The organism is Streptomyces sp. NPDC058662, from assembly GCF_042716255.1.
Classification (GTDB): domain Bacteria; phylum Actinomycetota; class Actinomycetes; order Streptomycetales; family Streptomycetaceae; genus Streptomyces.
This window is the reverse complement of the sequence record NZ_JBHXRU010000001.1, coordinates 66,810-85,663: the sequence shown is the minus strand read 5'-3', so window position 1 is coordinate 85,663 and position 18,854 is coordinate 66,810. Positions and strand designations below refer to the sequence as shown.

Annotated in this window: 17 protein-coding genes and 2 tRNA genes; 16 read left to right on the top strand and 3 right to left on the bottom strand. The window is 71.9% G+C overall.

Annotated features, from left to right (window positions below; translation table 11 throughout):
* The first annotated feature begins 24 nt into the window (after window positions 1-24).
* The 5 genes from gyrA to ACFWUQ_RS00405 all read left to right on the top strand — a co-directional run bounded on the left by gyrA (window position 25) and on the right by ACFWUQ_RS00405 (window position 5,229).
* Window positions 25-2,646, top strand: a complete 2,622-nt coding sequence (gene gyrA, locus ACFWUQ_RS00425; protein ID WP_384531140.1) for a DNA gyrase subunit A — start codon at window positions 25-27, stop codon at window positions 2,644-2,646.
* Window positions 2,647-2,733: 87 nt separating this feature from the next.
* Window positions 2,734-3,291: a DUF3566 domain-containing protein gene (locus ACFWUQ_RS00420; RefSeq protein WP_384531139.1), complete on the top strand. Its 558-nt coding sequence runs from the start codon at window positions 2,734-2,736 to the stop codon at window positions 3,289-3,291.
* 127 nt (window positions 3,292-3,418) lie between these two features.
* Window positions 3,419-3,492, top strand: a tRNA-Ile gene (locus ACFWUQ_RS00415).
* 145 nt (window positions 3,493-3,637) lie between these two features.
* Window positions 3,638-3,772, top strand: coding sequence for a DLW-39 family protein (locus tag ACFWUQ_RS00410; protein ID WP_208809277.1), 135 nt, complete (start codon window positions 3,638-3,640; stop codon window positions 3,770-3,772).
* A 122-nt stretch (window positions 3,773-3,894) separates the two neighbouring features.
* Window positions 3,895-5,229, top strand: a complete 1,335-nt coding sequence (locus ACFWUQ_RS00405) for a hypothetical protein (protein ID WP_384531138.1) — start codon at window positions 3,895-3,897, stop codon at window positions 5,227-5,229.
* On the opposite strand, the gene ACFWUQ_RS00400 is transcribed toward ACFWUQ_RS00405, so the two are convergent.
* Together ACFWUQ_RS00400 and ACFWUQ_RS00395 are read right to left on the bottom strand one after the other, a co-directional pair.
* Window positions 5,216-6,607: a serine/threonine-protein kinase gene (locus ACFWUQ_RS00400; protein ID WP_384531137.1), complete on the bottom strand. Its 1,392-nt coding sequence runs from the start codon at window positions 6,605-6,607 to the stop codon at window positions 5,216-5,218. The two genes, ACFWUQ_RS00405 and ACFWUQ_RS00400, sit on opposite strands and share 14 nt — an antisense overlap.
* A gap of 47 nt (window positions 6,608-6,654) precedes the next feature.
* Complete coding sequence (locus ACFWUQ_RS00395) at window positions 6,655-7,203, bottom strand: DNA-binding protein (protein WP_384531136.1); 549 nt, start codon at window positions 7,201-7,203, stop codon at window positions 6,655-6,657.
* Between the two features lie 161 nt (window positions 7,204-7,364).
* Between ACFWUQ_RS00395 and ACFWUQ_RS00390 the strand changes: the two genes are divergently transcribed.
* Window positions 7,365-7,437, top strand: a tRNA-Ala gene (locus ACFWUQ_RS00390).
* A gap of 107 nt (window positions 7,438-7,544) precedes the next feature.
* Here ACFWUQ_RS00390 and ACFWUQ_RS00385 read toward each other — a convergent pair.
* Window positions 7,545-8,528: a hypothetical protein gene (locus ACFWUQ_RS00385; protein ID WP_384531135.1), complete on the bottom strand. Its 984-nt coding sequence runs from the start codon at window positions 8,526-8,528 to the stop codon at window positions 7,545-7,547.
* Between the two features lie 260 nt (window positions 8,529-8,788).
* Between ACFWUQ_RS00385 and ACFWUQ_RS00380 the strand changes: the two genes are divergently transcribed.
* The 10 genes from ACFWUQ_RS00380 to ACFWUQ_RS00335 all read left to right on the top strand — a co-directional run bounded on the left by ACFWUQ_RS00380 (window position 8,789) and on the right by ACFWUQ_RS00335 (window position 18,809).
* Window positions 8,789-8,944 (top strand): hypothetical protein, encoded by a 156-nt coding sequence (locus tag ACFWUQ_RS00380; protein WP_384531134.1) that lies wholly within the window; start codon window positions 8,789-8,791, stop codon window positions 8,942-8,944.
* Window positions 8,945-9,176: 232 nt separating this feature from the next.
* A complete protein-coding gene (locus ACFWUQ_RS00375; protein WP_384531133.1) occupies window positions 9,177-10,151 on the top strand; it encodes a 2-dehydropantoate 2-reductase in 975 nt (324 codons plus the stop codon).
* A gap of 1 nt (window position 10,152) precedes the next feature.
* Window positions 10,153-11,184 carry an NAD(P)/FAD-dependent oxidoreductase gene (locus ACFWUQ_RS00370; RefSeq protein ID WP_384531132.1) on the top strand — a complete coding sequence of 344 codons (1,032 nt, stop codon included), beginning with the start codon at window positions 10,153-10,155 and terminating at the stop codon, window positions 11,182-11,184.
* A gap of 6 nt (window positions 11,185-11,190) precedes the next feature.
* Window positions 11,191-11,487: a 2Fe-2S iron-sulfur cluster-binding protein gene (locus ACFWUQ_RS00365; RefSeq protein ID WP_384531131.1), complete on the top strand. Its 297-nt coding sequence runs from the start codon at window positions 11,191-11,193 to the stop codon at window positions 11,485-11,487.
* 62 nt (window positions 11,488-11,549) lie between these two features.
* A complete protein-coding gene (locus ACFWUQ_RS00360; RefSeq protein ID WP_384531130.1) occupies window positions 11,550-12,317 on the top strand; it encodes a hypothetical protein in 768 nt (255 codons plus the stop codon).
* Between the two features lie 88 nt (window positions 12,318-12,405).
* Complete coding sequence (locus ACFWUQ_RS00355) at window positions 12,406-13,770, top strand: acetyl-CoA carboxylase biotin carboxylase subunit family protein (RefSeq protein ID WP_384531129.1); 1,365 nt, start codon at window positions 12,406-12,408, stop codon at window positions 13,768-13,770.
* The gene (locus tag ACFWUQ_RS00350; protein WP_384531128.1) at window positions 13,767-15,155 is read left to right on the top strand and encodes an acetyl-CoA carboxylase biotin carboxylase subunit family protein; all 1,389 of its coding nucleotides are present in this window, start codon (window positions 13,767-13,769) and stop codon (window positions 15,153-15,155) included. The genes ACFWUQ_RS00355 and ACFWUQ_RS00350 overlap by 4 nt, the downstream gene beginning before the upstream one ends.
* Window positions 15,155-16,435, top strand: coding sequence for an acetyl-CoA carboxylase biotin carboxylase subunit family protein (locus tag ACFWUQ_RS00345; protein WP_384531127.1), 1,281 nt, complete (start codon window positions 15,155-15,157; stop codon window positions 16,433-16,435). The genes ACFWUQ_RS00350 and ACFWUQ_RS00345 overlap by 1 nt, the downstream gene beginning before the upstream one ends.
* Complete coding sequence (locus tag ACFWUQ_RS00340) at window positions 16,432-17,526, top strand: LLM class flavin-dependent oxidoreductase (protein WP_384531126.1); 1,095 nt, start codon at window positions 16,432-16,434, stop codon at window positions 17,524-17,526. Before ACFWUQ_RS00345 ends, ACFWUQ_RS00340 begins: the two co-directional genes overlap by 4 nt.
* Window positions 17,523-18,809 carry an MFS transporter gene (locus ACFWUQ_RS00335; protein WP_384531125.1) on the top strand — a complete coding sequence of 429 codons (1,287 nt, stop codon included), beginning with the start codon at window positions 17,523-17,525 and terminating at the stop codon, window positions 18,807-18,809. The genes ACFWUQ_RS00340 and ACFWUQ_RS00335 overlap by 4 nt, the downstream gene beginning before the upstream one ends.
* Window positions 18,810-18,854 lie beyond the last annotated feature (45 nt).

Sequence of the window (18,854 nt, the reverse complement as noted above, 5' to 3'; positions counted from 1 at the left end):
GCCTGAAAGGACTTCTGACCAGCAATGGCCGACGAAATCACCCAGCCTGCCAACAACGCCGAGAACCCGGTCGAGGAACAGCCCGTCATGCGGATCGAGCCCGTCGGGCTTGAGACGGAGATGCAGCGCTCCTACCTCGACTACGCGATGTCCGTCATCGTCTCGCGCGCCCTGCCCGACGTCCGGGACGGCCTCAAGCCGGTCCACCGGCGCGTGCTGTACGCGATGTACGACGGCGGCTACCGGCCCGAGAAGGGCTTCTACAAGTGCGCCCGCGTCGTCGGCGACGTCATGGGCACCTACCACCCGCACGGCGACTCCTCGATCTACGACGCCCTGGTCCGCCTGGCCCAGCCGTGGTCGCTGCGCATGCCGCTGGTGGACAGCAACGGCAACTTCGGCTCCCCGGGCAACGACCCGGCGGCCGCGATGCGCTACACCGAGTGCAAGCTGATGCCGCTGGCCATGGAGATGCTCCGGGACATCGACGAGGAGACCGTCGACTTCACGGACAACTACGACGGCCGCAACCAGGAGCCGACGGTCCTGCCGGCGCGCTTCCCGAACCTGCTGGTCAACGGCAGTGCCGGCATCGCGGTCGGCATGGCCACGAACATCCCGCCGCACAACCTCCGCGAGGTCGCGGCGGGCGCGCAGTGGGCCCTGGAGCACCCGGAGGCCACCCACGAGGAGCTCCAGGACGCGCTCATCGAGCGGATCAAGGGGCCGGACTTCCCCTCCGGCGCCCTGGTCGTGGGCCGCAAGGGCATCGAGGAGGCGTACCGCACCGGTCGCGGCTCCATCACGATGCGCGCGGTGGTGGAGGTCGAGGAGATCCAGAACCGCCAGTGCCTGGTGGTCACGGAGCTCCCGTACCAGACCAACCCCGACAACCTGGCGCAGAAGATCGCCGACCTGGTGAAGGACGGCAAGGTCGGCGGCATCGCCGACGTCCGCGACGAGACCTCCTCGCGCACGGGCCAGCGCCTGGTCATCGTGCTCAAGCGCGACGCGGTCGCCAAGGTCGTGCTGAACAACCTGTACAAGCACACCGACCTGCAGACGAACTTCGGCGCGAACATGCTGGCGCTGGTGGACGGCGTGCCGCGCACGCTGTCGATCGACGCCTTCATCCGCCACTGGGTGACGCACCAGATCGAGGTCATCGTCCGGCGCACGCGCTTCCGCCTGCGCAAGGCGGAGGAGCGCGCCCACATCCTGCGCGGCCTGCTCAAGGCCCTGGACGCGATCGACGAGGTCATCGCGCTGATCCGGCGCAGCAACACGGTCGAGATCGCGCGCGAGGGCCTGATGGGCCTCCTGGAGATCGACGAGATCCAGGCGAACGCGATCCTGGAGATGCAGCTGCGCCGCCTGGCGGCGCTGGAGCGGCAGAAGATCGTCGCCGAGCACGACGAGCTCCAGGCGAAGATCAACGAGTACAACGCGATCCTGGCCTCCGAGGAGCGCCAGCGCTCGATCGTCAGCGAGGAACTGGCGGCGATCGTCGAGAAGTTCGGCGACGACCGGCGTTCCAAGCTGGTGCCCTTCGACGGCGACATGTCCATGGAGGACCTGATCGCCGAAGAGGACATCGTCGTCACGATCACGCACGGCGGCTACGTCAAGCGCACCAAGACCGAGGACTACCGCTCGCAGAAGCGCGGCGGCAAGGGCGTGCGCGGCACGAAGCTGAAGCAGGACGACCTCGTCGACCACTTCTTCGTGTCCACCACGCACCACTGGCTGCTGTTCTTCACGAACAAGGGCCGGGTCTACCGCTCCAAGGCGTACGAGCTCCCGGACGCCGGCCGCGACGCCCGCGGGCAGCACGTGGCGAACCTGCTGGCCTTCCAGCCGGACGAGAAGATCGCCCAGATCCTCGCGATCCGCGACTACGAGGCGGCGCCCTACCTGATCCTCGCCACCAAGGGCGGCCTGGTGAAGAAGACGGCGCTGAAGGACTACGACTCGCCCCGGTCCGGCGGCGTCATCGCGATCAACCTGCGGGAGACCGGGGATGGCAGCGACGACGAGCTGATCGGCGCCGAGCTGGTGTCCGCCGCGGACGACCTGCTGCTGATCAGCAGGAAGGCGCAGTCGATCCGCTTCACGGCGACCGACGACGCGCTGCGTCCGATGGGCCGGGCGACCTCGGGCGTGAAGGGCATGAGTTTCCGCGAGGGCGACGAACTGCTCTCCATGAGCGTGGTCCGGCCGGGTACGTTCGTCTTCACCGCGACCGACGGCGGCTACGCCAAGCGGACGCCGGTCGACGAGTACCGCGTCCAGGGCCGCGGCGGTCTGGGTATCAAGGCCGCCAAGATCGTGGAGGACCGCGGGTCCCTCGTCGGGGCGCTCGTGGTGGACGAAACGGACGAGATTCTCGCCATCACGCTCGGCGGTGGTGTGATTCGTACGCGCGTCAACGAAGTCAGGGAGACCGGCCGTGACACCATGGGCGTCCAGCTGATCAACCTGGGCAAGCGCGATGCCGTGGTGGGCATCGCCCGCAACGCCGAGGCCGGTCAGGAAGCTGACGAGGTCGACGAGATCGAGACAGAGATCGGGACCGAGGCAGCCGACGCACCGGCCGCCGAGGCCGCCGGGGGCACGCAGCCCTCGGCCGGGGAGCACGAGGAGTAAGTCGTGAGTGGAGCCACGGGCGCCGGACCGGCCATGACTGGAGAGAACGGTGCCCGTGGCCCTGCCGCGGACTCCCAGGGGGGAACCGTGACGGACACCCGAGGACCGCAGCCGCAGGCCGGCGCGGGACCGGACCAGGGCCTGACCGCGCCGCCGTACCACCCGCCGCAGGCCTACTCGGCGCCCTCGGGCCCGGGAGGGCCGCGCGGCGGCCCGGGCGGCGGCGGGGCGGGGGCGCAGCGCAGGCCGCGTACGGGGGCCCGTACGGCCCCCCGGACCCGCAAGGCGCGGCTGCGGGTGGCGAAGGCCGACCCGTGGTCGGTGATGAAGGTCAGCTTCCTGCTGTCGATCGCGCTGGGCATCTGCACGGTCGTGGCGGCGGTGGTGCTGTGGATGGTCATGGACGCCATGGGCGTCTTCTCGACCGTCGGCGGCACGATCAGCGAGGCGACCGGCTCGAACGAGAGCAACGGGTTCGACCTCCAGTCGTTCCTGTCGCTGCCCCGCGTCATCGTCTTCACCTCGGTGATCGCGGTCATCGACGTGGTGCTGGCGACGGCCCTCGCCACGCTGGGCGCCTTCATCTACAACCTGTCGGCGGGCTTCGTCGGCGGTGTGGAGCTGACACTGGCCGAGGACGAGTGACCTCCGGCGGACGCGCGGCGGACGTACGGATGACGTGCGGATGACCTGCGCAGACGGCCCCGCACAACGGATTTTGGACTGACCGCGTCTGTGCGCTAATCTTCAGGAGTCAGCGCGCGGCGCGGATGGGGCTATAGCTCAGTTGGTTAGAGCGCATCCCTGATAAGGATGAGGCCACAGGTTCAAATCCTGTTAGCCCCACAGTGTCGAAGACCCCCAGGCCCAAGGCCTGGGGGTCTTCTTCGTTGGGCCAGTTGAGGGGTCGGCAGGTCACCGATCGGTATCGGTCGGTGTGTATTGTTGGCGGCCAGAAGTCCCCAACGTCAACGAAAGACGAGGTCGCGCGGTGAAGAAGCTGCTCCTGGTCGCACTGGCCGCCATCGGCGGGCTCCTCGTGTACCGCCAGATCCAGGCGGACCGCGCCGAGCAGGACCTGTGGACGGAGGCAACTGACTCCGTGCCCTCTGGTTCCGGTGTGTGAGACCCAAAGCTGATCTCATGAAGCCCCGGCTGCCGCTGCGGTCGGGGCTTTGTGCTGTTCTGTGACGAAAAGTTACGTTATGCAAAGATTTGGCTTGCGCTAGCAAACTCGGGGTGGGCGTGATGGGTCGGGTACGGCGGAATGTGCGGACGGCGGCGGCCGCGACGGGGGCGGCGGCCCTGCTCCTGGCCGCGCACCCGCCCGGGGCCGCGTGGGCCGCGCCGGCGGCCCCGGAGCCGGTGCCCTCGTACCGGGCGGCGGACGGCGCCAAGCAGGTCCGGGGCGGGTCCTCCACGGCTGACGCCCCGCCGCTGGAGGTCGGCGGCCTCCACGCGGACACGGTCTCCTCCGGGGACCGCTACTACCGGCTGGTCCTGCGGAAGGACGGCTCGAACGTCTACGTCTCCGCCGTGGCCCGGCCCGGCGCGGACGCCCGGGTGAGCCACAGCGACGGCATCGCGGTCCAGGTCATGACCACGGAGGGGCGGGCCTGCCCCGGCAATCCGGGGCGGGCGGACTTCGGCTACGACCCGGTGCCGATCAGCGCGGTCGGCATCCGCTGGGGCGCCGAGGACGCCGTGTGCGCGCCCGCGGGCGTGTACTACGTGAAGGTGACCCGGACCTCGGCCGCGGGCTCCGACCAGAGGCCCTGGCCGCTCGAACTCCGCGTCCAGCGCGAGCCCGCACACGGCCCCGGGACGCCCACGAGCGCGCCCAGCGGCCGGCCCTCCGAGGCCCCGGTGCTGCCGGGCACGGAGCCCGCGGGCCGCGCCGGCGGCACCGGCTTCAACGACGCCCGCGCGCTCGGCGCCGGGGTGTTCCGCGACGGCCTGCGGCCCGGGCAGACCCGCTTCTACCGGGTCCCGCTGGACTGGGGGCAGCAGCTGGGCGTCGGGGCCGAGCTCGCCGCGGCGAGGATGACGAAGGCGTCCGGCTCGGCCGCGGGCGGGCTGAGCGTCTCGCTCTACAACCCCTACCGCCAGCTCGTCGCCGCCAAGGACGCCTCCTACGACGGCGAGCAGGCCGGGGTGACCCTGGGAAGGACGGTGGCCGTCGCGTACGGGAACCGCTACGCCAGTGAGCGCACCGTCCACTCCGTGGCGCTCGCGGGCTGGTACTACCTCGCGGTCACGATGGGCGGGAAGGTCGGCGAGTTCACCGAGGACGCGCAGCCCGTGCCGCTGACCCTGCGCGTGGACCTGGCCGGCGGGGCCGTCGCCGCGCCCGCGTACCAGGAGGGCCTGGCCGCGGGCGGCTTCGGGGTGGGCGCGGCGGACCGGGCCGCCGCCCGGGAGGGGCTCACCGCCCCGGAGGCCGCCGACGCCGCGGAGAACCGGTCGGCGATGCGGGTGGTGGCCGCCGCCGGATTCGGTACCGGGACGCTGCTGCTCGCCGGGCTCGGCGGGTGGATCCTGCGGGCCCGCAGGGGACGCCCGCGCCCCGTCACATCCGGATGAGGGCCCAGGCGCCGACCGCGTAGCAGAGCAGGGCCGCGAGGACGACCGCGGCCCGTACCCGGGCGGAGGGCGGGGAGATCCCGCCGGCCCCGGGCCCCGGCACGGCGAGGTCCGGCGGGGCGAGGTCCGGCGGGGCGAGGTCCGGCGGGGCCGGGGGCCGGTGCGGGCGCGCGGCCGGGGGCGGCAGGTGGAAACTGCCCGTCTCCGAGGACCCGTACGGGGATCCCTGCGCGGGCCCGTACGGGGATCCCTGCGCGGGCCCGTACGAGGACCCGGCCGCGCCCGCGTGCGCGGGACCGTACGCGGGTCGCGGGGCCGGTACGGCCGGGCCGCCCGGAGCGGTGGGCGCGGGCGGGTTCACGGCGCTGCCGGAAAGGGCGCCGCGCGGGTCGGTGCGGGTGGGCTCCGCCGCCGTCGCCGCCGGTCCGCCGAGGAGGTACGGGGCGGCCGCGGGCGTCCGGGCGGCGGGGCTGTCCGGCGGCGGCGCGCCCCCGGGGCGGCCGAGCGGGCCCTGGGGTCCGAAACCGGGCGGGAGCGGGCCGAGTTGGTCGAACACCTCCACCGGGTCCTGCCCGCCGGGGGCCGGCAGGAGCTCCACGGCCTCGGCCAGGGCCTTGCGGGCCCCTGTGGCCGTCTTGAACCGGCTCTGGGGATCCGGCCGCAGCAAACCCGAGAGCACGTCCCAGATCGGCGCCGGGACGCCTTCCGGGGCGCCGGGGGTGCCCTGGGCGGTGAACTGCTCGACCAGGGCGCGGGAGTCGGGCTTGCGGCCCTGCAGGAGGTACAGCGCGACCAGCCCGACGGCGAACAGGTCGGCCGGGAAGTCGGGCTCCGCTCCGAGGAGTTGCTCGGGGGCGAAGTAACCCGGCGTCCCCACCACGTAGTCGGTCTCGGTCAGCCGCGGCTCCCCCTTGCGCATGGAGATGCCGAAGTCGGACAGCCGCAGGTGCGGCCGTCCCGTTCCGGTGGCCTCCATCAGGATGTTGGCCGGTTTGATGTCGCGGTGGACCACGCCCTCCGCGTGCACCACCGCGAGCCCCGACAGGAGCTGGTCGAGGAGGGTGCACACGAAACGGGGCGGCAGGGGGCCGTAGTCCCCGATCACATGGGCCAGGGAGCCCCCGGCGACCAGGTCCATGGTGAACAGGACCTTGTCGTCGTCGGCGGCCCAGCTGGCCGGGGCCAGGACGTGCGGGTGGTCGATCCGCAGCGCCTGCTCGCGGACGAACCGCAGGAGGGTGTGCGCGTCGCTCTGGAGCAGGACCTTCGCGGCGACGTACCGGCGGCGGCGGTGGTCCCAGGCCCGCCACACGGCGCCCGCCCCGCCGCGCCCGATCGGATCGATCAGCTCGTACCGGCCGGCGAAGGTCTCACCCATCGCTGCGCCCGCCCCCGTCCCCCGTTGTCCGCTGCCGCGCGCCGCCGTCAGTTCTGGTGCGCCTCGTAGTGCGCGACCGCGTCGGCGGTGCGGCCCGCGCCGTACACCCGGAGGAACTCTGCCAGTTCCGGATGGCTGGGGGCGAGTGAGTCCGCCGCGTCGATGATGTCCCCGGCCGCGGAGACCGACCGCAGGAGCGACTGGATCTCGCGGACGACCCGCTTGACCGTGGGCGCGCCCGAGCTGGTGGTGGTCTGGCCGCTGCTGCTGAGGACGGAGCCCCCCTGGGTCTTCTTGATCTCGTCCATCCGGTCGGTCGCCTCCACCGCGCTGACGCTGCCGTCGGCCACCTGGCCCGCGAGATCCTGGAGGGCCTGGACGCGCTGTACCACGGCCGGGTTCCCGATCTTGGCGCGCTGGCCGCTCATCAGCTGGGACAGCATGGGCGCCGACAGACCGAGGACGGCAGCGAGGCGGGCCTGGTTCAAGCCGAGGTCATCTATGAGCCGGCGGAAGAGCGCTCCCAGGGGCTCCCCGTACCAACTCCGCTGCAGCTCCCTGGCTCTGGCCGTGGCCTCTTGCTGTACTGCGTCCACTCTTCCTACTCCCCTTCGCTGGTGCGAACCTCGCGAGCATCTTACGGAGCGTGGTCGCGGCGCGGGAGTCCCTATCATTTTGCGGGATGAGGGGGTACACCCGGTACTCTGTTCTGCGGAACGACCCCTCCTCGTACGAGGGACGGGTGCGTCCGTATTCCGGGGCCTTAGCTCAGTTGGTAGAGCGCTGCCTTTGCAAGGCAGATGTCAGGAGTTCGAATCTCCTAGGCTCCACCCTGGAAAGCCCCCTTGACCTGCGACAACGCGGGTCAAGGGGGCTTTTTGCGCGTCTGCCCGGCGGCCGCTGCCCGGCCGGGTGGCGGGGATCGGGACCGGCGCCGTCACTCGTCCAGCCATCCCGCCCGGCGGGCGTAGCTGCCCGCCTGGAAGCGGCTCTGGGCGTTCAGGTCGGTCATCAGCTCCGTGACGTGGCGGCGGTAGGTGGTGATGGACATCGCCAGGCGGCGGGCCGACACCTCGTCCTTCGTGCCCATTTCGAGCTGCCGCAGGATGGAGCGGCGCAGCTCGTTCTTCGGGGAGTTCTTCTCCGCCCGGGTCTCGGAGGCGCCGTCGTCGCCGAACGGGCGGGCGGACTCCCAGACGCTCTCCCACGAGCGGTAGAGGTAGCTCACCATCGACGGGTCGCGCACGACGAGCGCGCCCTGGCCGGAAGGCTGCTCGGGATCGGAGATGACCGCGGTGCTGGCGTCGAACAGCAGGATCCGGTCGGGTATCCGGTCGATCGTGCGGAACTCCACGCCCAGCGCGCTCATGCGGGTCATGTGCTGGCGCATGTAGCCGTGGGACAGGACGGAGTGGGGGTAGAGGGTGCGGCACAGGATGCCCCGGCCGACGGGGTCCGCGGTGCGCCGGTAGCCGTCCTCCAGCGCTTCTGGCGGGGGCACCTGGGGGTGGGCGGCCAGGACCTCGACCCGGGCCGATGCCGCGATCCGCTCCAGCGCGGTGCGGATGGCGTCGAGCGAGTTGAGGTACTCGACCGGGCTCTTCATGAAGTGGCCCTGCCAGGCCTCGTCGAAGACCGGCTTCATCGCCATCGCGTGGTCGGTGAGCTCGTCCGCCCGGCGGCGCAGCTGCCGGATCTCGGCCTCGATGGGCCCGACGAGGTGGGTGACCGCCACCTCGGGGCTGCTGGCGAGGTACCCGCCGGCGGCGGGCCCGCCGCGGCTCCCGGGGACCCCGCCGTGCCGGGGGCGCAGCAGGTGGAGGCGGAGCAGGTCCGAGACGGTCGCCTCGACGTCCTGCGCCGGCAGGTCCAGGTCCAGGGCGGCCACGGCGGGGTGGAGGACGCCCCGTTCCAGGGCCATGCGGTAGAGGGTCACATGCAGTTCATGAAATTCCGGAATTCGCACCTCCGGAAACTCCGGAACATTTACTTCCGGTGCCGTTTCTGACAGATTCTTCACGATCTCGACTCCCGGTGGGGGTGAGTGGAACTCGTCTGCAACTTGTCGCCATCGGGTTGCGATGGTGCTCGGGTCATTGCTGCGGCAGGCTGGTCTCAGAGGGCAGGGGTTGACGCCCTCGTTGCAGTTCAGATTTCGGGGGGCTTTACATCGTGATCCGCATGCGCACCACTTCTGCATTCCTACGCGCGCTTTCCGTCGCCGGCCTCGTCGCCTGGGCCGCCTTCGCGACGGCCGGCGGCGCCGACTCCGCGTCCGGGGCATCGACATCGTTCGCGGCCGCCAACGACATCATCTGGCACGGGCCCGAAGCCTGATCAGAGGCACGGGGAAACGGTCGGCCCCTCGCCGCGCGAGGGGCGGCCGGAAAGCGGAACCTGGAATGAACGACATATTAATAAATATGACGGCGCGTTAGATCGCCCGTGTTCACCCACTCCGACACCTGCCCCCATGCATCGTGAAAAGCGCGCGATCAATTCGCGTTGTCCGGCATGCGCGAAATAAGACGCTGCCTGCCAGGTTTGGACTATACCAGAGGGCTCTAAGGTGAGAACGGACGCTTTGTTGAACAACGGGGGCAGCGCTATCAAGGCGGCCGTCATCGGCGCCGGCGGTATTGGCGGCTACTTCGGGGCCCGGCTCGCCGCGGCCGGGCACGAGGTGCATTTCGTGGCACGCGGCGCGAATCTCGCGGCGCTGCAGGAGCACGGCCTGACCGTGGAGGGGCCCGAGGGCGCCTTCAGCCTGCCGGACGTGTCCGCCACCGCGGACACGTCGTCGATCGGCCCGGTGGACCTGGTCCTGCTCGCCGTCAAGACCTGGCAGCTGGACGCCGCGCTCCCCCTCCTCGCGCCGCTGGTCGGGCCCGGAAGCGGAACGGCGGTCCTGACGCTCCAGAACGGTGTCACCGCGCCCGGGGAGACCGCCGCCGCGGTGGGCCGCGACGCGGTCCTGCCCGGCATCGCGAAGGTCATCACCCTGCTCGACGGGCCCGGCCGGGTCCGCCACGTCGGCGGCGAGGGCTCACTGACCTTCGGCGAGTGGGACAACCGCGACAGCGAGCGGGTGCGCCGGCTGCAATCGGTGTTCACGCAGGCGGGCGTCCCGGCGACCGTGCCCGCCGACATCTGGGCGCAGCTGTGGGCGAAGTTCCTGTTCGTCGTGCCCTTCGGCGGCCTCGGCGCGGCCGCCGACGCGACGTTCGGGGAACTGCGGACGAGCCCCGGTACCCGGCAGCTGCTCGTCGACGGCATGACGGAGGTCCTGCGGGTCGCCGAGGGGCACGGCATCGCGCTGCCCGCCGGGATCGTCGAGGACACCCTCGCGTTCATCGACCGCCAGCCCGCCGGGGGGACCTCCTCACTGCACCGCGACATCGCCGCCGGCCGGCCCTCCGAGATCGACGCCTGGACCGGCGCCGTGGTGCGGCTCGCCGCGCAGGCCGATGTGCCCGCTCCGCTCCACGGACTCCTCCACCAGCTCCTCGCCCCGCGCGAGGCACGCGCACGCGGGAAGGGCTGAGATGACCGGCTCGCAAACAACTCCGTCCACCACACCCACCGCGGACCACGCCAGCGACATCACCGTCATCGGCGCCGGCCCCGCGGGCCTGTACGCCGCGTACTACGCCGGATTCCGCGGCCTCAGCGCCACCGTCGTCGACACGCTCGCCCATCCGGGCGGGCAGATCGCCGCGCTCTACCCGGAGAAGCTCCTGTACGACATCGCGGGGCACCCGGCCGTCACGGGCCGCGACCTCGTCGACAACCTGGTCGCCCAGGCCGCACCGTTCGGGCCGCGCCACCTGCTCGGGCAGACCGCCACCACCCTGACCCGGGACGGCGAGGGCTGGCTGGTCGGTACGGACGCCGGCCTCACGGTCCGCACCGGCGCCGTGGTGATCACCGCGGGCCTGGGCACCTTCAGCCCGCGCACCCTGGCCTGCGCCGTCCCCTACGAGGGCCGGGGCGTCGCCTACCACGTACCGCGTCTGGACGACCACCGGGACCGGGACGTCATCGTCGTCGGCGGCGGCGACAGCGCGGTCGACTGGGCGCTCGCGCTCGCACCGCGGGCCCGCAGCGTCACGCTCGTCCACCGCAGGGGCGCCTTCCGCGCCCACGAGTACAGCGTCAAGCGGCTCCACGACGCCCCGGTGGAGATCCTCACGGACGCCCGGGTCACCGCCTGCCACGGCGGCGCGCACCTGGAGCGCGTGGAGATCACCGCGGGGGACACCGTCCTGGAGCGCCCCGCACAGGCGCTGGTCGCCGCACTCGGCTTCACCAGCAGCCTCGGTCCGATCGCCGGCTGGGGACTGGACCTGGAGCACCGGCAGATCTCGGTCGACCGGGCCATGCGGACCAACCTGCCCGGGGTGTACGCGGCCGGTGACGGATGCGGCTACCCGGGCCGGGTCCCGCTGATCTCCGTCGGCTTCGGCGAGGCCGCCGCCGCGGTCAACCACGCCGCCGTGGCCCTGCGCCCCGGAAGCCGCCTCGCACCCGAGCACTCCTCCGACGCCGTCCCGCCCCCGAACGCCGAGGGAGCCTGAACTCCGTTGATCCTCAAGAAGCTCACGCTCCAGCCGCAGGGCCTGGAGGTCATGCTGCCCGCCGGGTCCCGCCTGACCGACCTCGAATACGAGATCCAGCAGCGCGTCATCCCCTTCGGATGCCGGTCGGGCGCGTGCGGATCCTGCGTGGTCGAGGTCGTCGAGGGCGGCACCGCGGCCCTGGGCGAACCGGACCTCGACGAACTCGACTTCCTGGAGGACCTCGGCAAGTCCGGTGGGAACCACCGCCTGGCCTGCCAGTGCCGGCTCCTGGACTCCGCGACCCTCCGCGTCGCGGAATAGCCCCTCACACCACCACACCACACCACCACGCCGTACCCATCACAGAAGGAACAGCCATCCCCATGACGAACCGTGTTGTCAACGTCGGTTACGAGAAGGACCGCGTCCCGTTCCTGAACGCCGCGGGCTCCGCCCAGCTGCGCGCCGACATCGACGTGCAGATCGACCAGCAGGTCGAGCAGTGGTACGCGACCGTCCCGGCCGCCGCCCACCTTGAGGGCAAGAACGTCGACTCGGCGTACTACAAGCGCCACCTGATCGAGACGGCGTGGCGCATCCGCCTGCTGCGCGTCGCCGAGTCGAAGGCCCTGGTTGAGATCGCCAAGCGCAGCCCCGAGGCCGCGCAGGTATGGGCGAACTACGAGCAGGAGGAGATGCTCCACGACGAGCTCTTCATCGACGACCTCGCCAAGGTCGGCGTCTCCCGCGAGGAGTTCCTCGCCACCGAGCCGTACCTGTCCACGAAGCTGCTCACCGGCTACTTCTCCTACCTGCTCGACCACGAGGGCCCGCTCGGCGTCGTCGCCTACTCCTACCTCGTGGAGTACGTGAACGTGAAGCTCGAACCGCGCAAGCTCGTCGCGCTCAAGGAGTCCGTGGGCGAGGGCAACCTGGGCGGCCAGATCAGCCACTCGCACACCGACATCAACGACGACCACCCGGGCGAGGTCTGGGCGGCGCTGCGCTTCCTGATCCGCAGCGACGAGGACATCGCCTCGCTGCGCACCTACCTGCAGGAGCACCAGTCGATCCTGGCCCTGTACTACAAGGAGCTCTACGAGGACACCCTCCTCACCGCCGAGCAGGCCGCGGAGCCCGTAGCCGTCTGACGCCGCCCCCGGGACGCGGCGGGCGGACCCCCCCGCCGCCCGCCGCGTCCCCACGGGTCCACCACCCCCCTCCCGAAAGGACGGCCAGGTGAGCCACCCCACCGCTTTTGAGGACGGACCCGCCGACGAAGGGGGTGTCCTCCTGCTCAGCCACGTCGGCTTCTCCTTCCTGGAAGACCTGATCGGCGCGCTCGACACCCGACGGCTGAAGGCGTTCGTCCTGACGTCGCTCCCGCTTCCCGAGCACCTCCCCCAACGCCTGGACGACGTGGCCGCGAAGGCGCACGAGGTGCGGTCGACCGACCACCACGTGCTGACCCGCGCCGATGTCGAGCAGTACCTCGCCGAACTGCGCCGCCGCGGGGAGCGCGTGCGCGGCTGCGTCACCGTCTGGGAGGGCTACCGCCACCTGATGGCGCACGCCAACGCACTCCTGGGCGTGCCCGATCTCGCGCAGGACCAGGTCCTGGCCCTGCGCGACAAGCTGGCGCTGCGCAACGGCCTCGCCGACGCGGGCCTCAGCCGCGCACGGGCCGCCGCGCTCACCCCCGAGTCGCTCGCCGCCCACCAGGCCGGCGGCCGGCGCCACTTCGTGAAGCCGGTCAGCGGCATCGCCTCCTTCGGTACGTTCCCGCTCACCGCCGGCACCACCTGGGGCGACATCGAGCGGATCGCCGAGGAGGCGCGCCAGGACCCGGTGTACGCCTCGGCGTTCGGCGCGGACGTGCCCTTCCTCGTCGAGGACTACCTGCCGGGACGGGAGTTCAGCTTCGAGGTGCTCGCCGCCGACGGCGCCGCACACGTGGTCGCGGTGCACGAGAAGTGCGAGGTCACCGAGACCGCCGGAGCGGTCCTGGAGAACGCCTGCGTCAGCCCGCCCGAATCGCTCGGCGCGGTGGAACTGGCCGGCGGCCTCGCCTGGGTGCGCGGCCTCCTCGCCCATCTCGACCTGCGCTGGGGCTGCTTCCACCTGGAGGCCCGCCACCACGAGGGACGCTGGGAGCTGATCGAGGCCAACCCTCGGGTCGGCGGCGCCCTCATCTCGCACAGCGTGAAGGCCCTCACCGGCGCCGACGACCTCCTCGGCCTGTGGATCGACCTGCTGCTGGCCGCCGCCGGGCCCGACCCGGACGCCCTCGACCGCTACCACCGCCGGCTGCGGGAGATCTCGTACGCCCCGGACGGCGCGCCGCCGTCCGACCGCGCGACCTTCTTCCGCGTGTTCTTCGCCGAGCGCGGCCTGATCGCCCGGATCGGCCTGGGCACCGACCTGCCCGCGCAGCCCGTCGTCACGCAGATCCTCCTCAAGGAGGGCGACCGGGTCGCGTCGGACGTGCGCGAGGTCTTCCTCGGCCAACTGCTCTGGAGCTTGACCCTCGACGAGCGGGAGCGCCTGCTCCCCGACCTCATGCGGGCGTCCCAGAACGCCATCGAAGTCCACTACGAGACGTGACCGCCCGGCATACGGCCGGCAGGCAGGAGAGCACGATGGCGAAGGGCCCCGCACGGTTCTTGCTGGTCGACTACAACCTCAGCCGCATCGAAGACGTCCGCCGGATACGGGACTACGCCGACCGGGCGTACGGCGCCCCGGTCACGCTGGTCCGCGCCCGTCCCACCGGCGCGGACCGCCTCATCTGCGACGAGGTGATCGACCTCGACCCGCTGCGGCCCGACTTCGTCGAGGCGGGCGAGAAGCTGCTCGGAGCCCGCCGCGCCGAGTTCGCCGCGGGAGTCGTCTTCTCGGACAACGCGGTGCGCGGCGGCGCCGAGCTGCTGCGCCGCCTCGGTCTGGCGGTGGACTCGCCGGAACTGGCGGAGGGGGCCTTCTGCAAGCTGGCCTACCGGCGGGCCGAGGACGGGGTGCGGGAGCAGCTGGCCGCGCAGCGCGTCATGGTGCCGGGATTCGCCGAGATCTCCTCCATGGAGGACCTGCGCGCCTTCGCCCGGCGCCACCCGGACGGCTTCGTGGTCAAGCCCACGAAGGAGGGGAACAACCGGGGCGTGGTCCTCGTCCGGTTCGGCGACGACCTGGGCGCGGCCTTCGAGGAGGTGCGCCCGTACCTGGCCGACGGGGTGATCTGCGAGCAGATCATCCCGTACGACCGCGAGTACTCCTACGACGGCCTGGGCCACCTGCGCTTCGTCACGGAGAAGCTGAGCGCCGTCGGCCGCTACCCGGTGGAATACGCGCAGGTGCTGCCGGCCCGGGTCACCGAGGCGGGCCTGGCCTCCGTGGAGCGCGCCGGACGCCAGGCCAACGTGCTGGTCGGCCAGTGCGACGGACCGTTCCACAACGAGATCAAGCTGAGCGACGACGACCGGTACGCGGCGGTCGTCGAACCCAACCGCCGCCCGGCCGGTATGAAGATCTGGTCGCTCGCGCACTGGGTGTACGGGATCGACCTCTACCACGCCTGGGTGGACGCGGCGTTCGGCGCCGACACCCCGGGCTCCCTGCCCGAACCGACCTGCTCGGCCGCCACGGTGATGCTGGGCGTCACCTCCGACCAGCTGTTCGACCCGGACGGGTTGCGGCCCGGCGCCACCCCCTTCGAGGACGCGCTCTCCGCCACCGCCGCGGCACTGGGCCTGGGCGCGGGCGAGCTGGCGGCCCGCGACTTCACCTGGCTCGTCACCGAGCGGCGCCTCCTGCACGCCGTCCCGCGGGACAACGCGGACTTCGCCGCCCAGGGCTGCCTGACCCTGCACACCGACCGGGTCGACGTACGGGACGTGGTGGGCGCCCTGCGGGAGGCCTGGCCGGCCGCCCTGCACGCGAGCCGCCTCGACGGGCCCCCGCGCCGCGATCCCGCCACCGAACCGAAGGCACGCTGATGGACATCCTGATCCTGCACCGCATCCCCTACGCCAAGATCGAGTACGCCCGCGGCATCGACCACGACCGCCACCGGGTCACCTACCTCGGCACCCGGTCGGCGCTCGACACGCTGCCCGCGGACCTCACCTGCGAGCGCGTCGAGCGGCCGGGGGCGCGGCCGACCTTCGACGAGGCGGCGGACTGGCTGGACGGCGCGCACCGCGCCTTCGACCGGATCATCTCGCTGTCCGAGTACGAACTCCTCGACGCGGCCCGGCTCCGCGAGCGGTACGGGGTGCCGGGCGCGCCGGTGGAGCAGGTCACCCTCTCCCGCGACAAGGTCCTGATGAAGCAGGCCGTCGTCGACGCGGGCCTGCGCGCGCCGCGGTTCCTGCCGCTGGCCTCCTTCCTGGAGGGCGGCGGCGCCGCACCCTGGACGGGAGCGACCGTCCTCAAGCCGCACCGGGGCGCCTCCAGCGTCGACGTCACGGTGTTCGGCAGCGCCGCCGAGGCGTACGAGGCGGTCGTCGGACGGCGCAGCGCCGTCGCCGAACTCGACGCGCGGGACCGGGACGGGGCCGTCGCCTCCTTCGAGGTCGAGGAGTTCGTGGAGGGACCGGTCCGCCACTACGACGGGCTCGTCGAGAACGGCACGGTGCTCGCGCTGGGCGCCAGCGAGTACCTGGGCACCTGCCTGGCCTACGCGCAGGGCCTGCCGATGGGCTCGTTCCAGATCGACTGCCCCGCCGAGGTGCGCGACTGGGTGAGCGACGTGCTGGCCGCGGTCCGCATCCAGGACGGCAGCTTCCACCTGGAGGCGATCGTCCACGAGGGCGAGCTGGTGTTCCTGGAGGTCGGCAACCGGGTCGGCGGCGCGGACGTCGTCGCCGTCTTCGAACTGGCCACCGGCATCCACCTGCCCTCCTGGGAGCTGCGGATCCTGCTCGGCGAGCAGCTCGCCGGCCTGCCGTCCGCACCGCCGGCCGCCGACCGCCCCTGGTACGGCTGGTTCGTCCACCCCGGGCACCACCTGGCCGGCGAGGCCTTCGACGGGTTCGACGGCGCCGAAGCGTTCCGCGGCGCCCCCGAGGCCCTGGCCTGGCACGAGCTGGCGCCCGGTACACCGCTGCCCGGCCACGTCACCTACGGCGCCCACGAGACGGCCCTGGCCGGGATCGCCGTCACCGGGTCGCCCGCGCGGACCCGCGCGTGGATGGCGGAGCTCTTCCAGTCCCTGCGCATCCGCACCACCACGGGCAGTGTCGCCCACGAGCAGCAGAACGGAGTACCGGCATGACCGAGCTCAGGATCCACTGGGGATCGTCACTCGACAGCGGGCAGAAGAAGAAGGCCGAGAAGTACCGGGCCGACGTGCTCGACCTGGACGGCGCGGTGGAGTACGCGCAGGAGGCCGACGCCCTGGGCGTGGAATCGCTGCTCATGGCCCAGAGCTACAGCCTCCCCGACCCGCTGCCGGTGCTCGGGGCCCTGGTCCGGGAGACGAAGAACGTCCGCTTCATCCTGGCCTACCGGCCCGGGCTGCTGTCCCCGACGCTCTTCACCCAGCTGGTCAACACGGTCTCCTGGATGTCCGAGGGGCGTATCGCGCTCAACCTGGTCGCGGGGATATCCCCGGCCGAGCAGGCCTACTACGGCGACTTCCTGGCGCACGACGAGCGCTACGCCCGGGCGGGCGAGTTCCTCGACGTGCTGCACCGCTTCTGGCGCGGCGAGACCCCGCTGACGTACGAGGGCGACCACTACCGCCTCAAGGACGCCCAGCTGGGCCTCGGGTTCTGGGAGGGCGGCCGGCCGGAGATCTATGTCAGCGGTGCCTCCGAGATCGCCCAGCAGACCGCGCTGACCTACGGCGACACGTGGTTCCGCTACGGCGACACCCCGGCCGCCATCGCGGAGGTCACCGGCCCGTTCCGGGCGAAGGGAGTGGGCGTCGGCCTGCGGATGCAGGTCCTGGCCCGCCCGACGCGCGAGGAGGCGCTCGCCGACCTCGCGGAGGTGATGGGCGACGCGGACGAGAACCACAAGGCCTTCGTCGCGCAGTTCGTGGCGGGTGCGGACTCCGCCGCCGTCAAGAACTCCTTCCGGCTCGCCGAGGAGGCGGGACACGGCTGGATGTCGCCGGTCCTGTGGTCCGGAGCGGTCGCCTACCGCGGCGGGCCGGCCCTGTGCCTGGTCGGCAGCTACGCCGAGATCGCCGCCGAACTCATGGCGTACAAGGCGGCCGGGGTGACCCAGTTCATCTTCTCCGGCTGGCCCGCCCGGGACGAGATGCGCCACTTCTACACCGGGGTGCTGCCGCTCGTGCGCGCGCTGGAGGGGGCCGGGGAGCGGACCGCGTCCGAGCCATTCGCGGTGGCCGCCGGATGAGCGGCGGACGACTGCGACGGGTGCGGTTCGCGGGCGGGGTACTGCTCGGCCTGATGGCCGAGCAGCTCATCCTGTTCAGCGTGCCGCTGCTGATCTTCCAGGACTCCGGCGAGGTGTCCATGCTCGGCCTCGCCTACGCCCTGGAGTGGCTGCCCGCGCTCCTGGTCTACCCGTTCGCCGGACTGATCGCGGACCGCGACGGCGGCACCCGGCTGTTCTCCCGCGCCAACACGGCGAGGGGCCTGCTGCTCGGCTCGGCCGTGGTGCTCTGCCTGCTCGTGCCGTCCTGGACCATCGGCGTGCTGATGGCCAACGGGGCCCTGCTCGCCCTGCTGGTCGCGCCGGTACGGATGTCCATCGAGAAGACCGTGCCGCAGCTCGCGACCGAGGAGGAGCTGCCGCGCACCCAGGCCCTGTTCCAGAACATGGAGCTGCTCGCCATGGCGCTCGGGCCCGGCCTGGCGGTCGTGGCGGTCATGGTGGTCGGCAAGATCTGGCTGCTCAGCATCGCGGCGGTGATGTTCCTGGCCGCCGCCGCGTGCTGGCGCAAGCTGCCCCGCGGCACCCGCACGCCGGGCGCCGGCACCGTACGCGGAAACCTGGGTGAGCTGGCCCTCGGCTGGAAGCTGCTGCTCGGCAACCGCCCGGTGGTCCTGCTGGCCGGCCTGAACTTCTCCATCAACCTGGTCTTCGCCACGATGCTCGGGGCCAACGCGGCCGTCGTCACCGACGTGTTCCACGCCCCGGAGTCCTCCTTCGCGCTCCTGAACATGCTGGTCGGGATCACCGGGCTGGCGAACCTGCTGATCACACCGCGGCTGCTGAAGCGGTTCGGCGTCGGGCTGCTCGGCGTGGTCGGCTACACCGCGCTGTGCGTGTGCCTGCTGATCCTCGGACTCGCCCCGTCGTTCCTGGTGTACGCCCCGGCCTTCGTGATCGCCCTGTGCGGCGTCGCGTACTTCAACGTGTTCAACCGGACGGAGCGGGTCAAGGTCATCCCGCAGCAGCACCTGGGCAAGGTGATGGGGCCCTTCTTCCTCATCGGACTGCTCTCCTACCCGATCGGCGGGGTGCTCATCAGCACCGTCGGCGCGTCCATCGGCCCCCAGCGGCTGGTGGCCGGGCTCGCGGTACTGCTCAGCCTGTTCGGGGCGGTCGTGCTGCCGCTGACGATCCGGAGCTTCCGGCGGGCCTTCGCGGCCAAGGCCGCGGCCGAGGCCGAGGCCGAGGCGGCGGCCGCTCCCACTCCCGCACCCGGTCCGGACGCCGTCCAGGCCGTCTGAGGGGCCCGGCCCGCCCGGTGGTACCAGCAGTCCGCACCGACACCC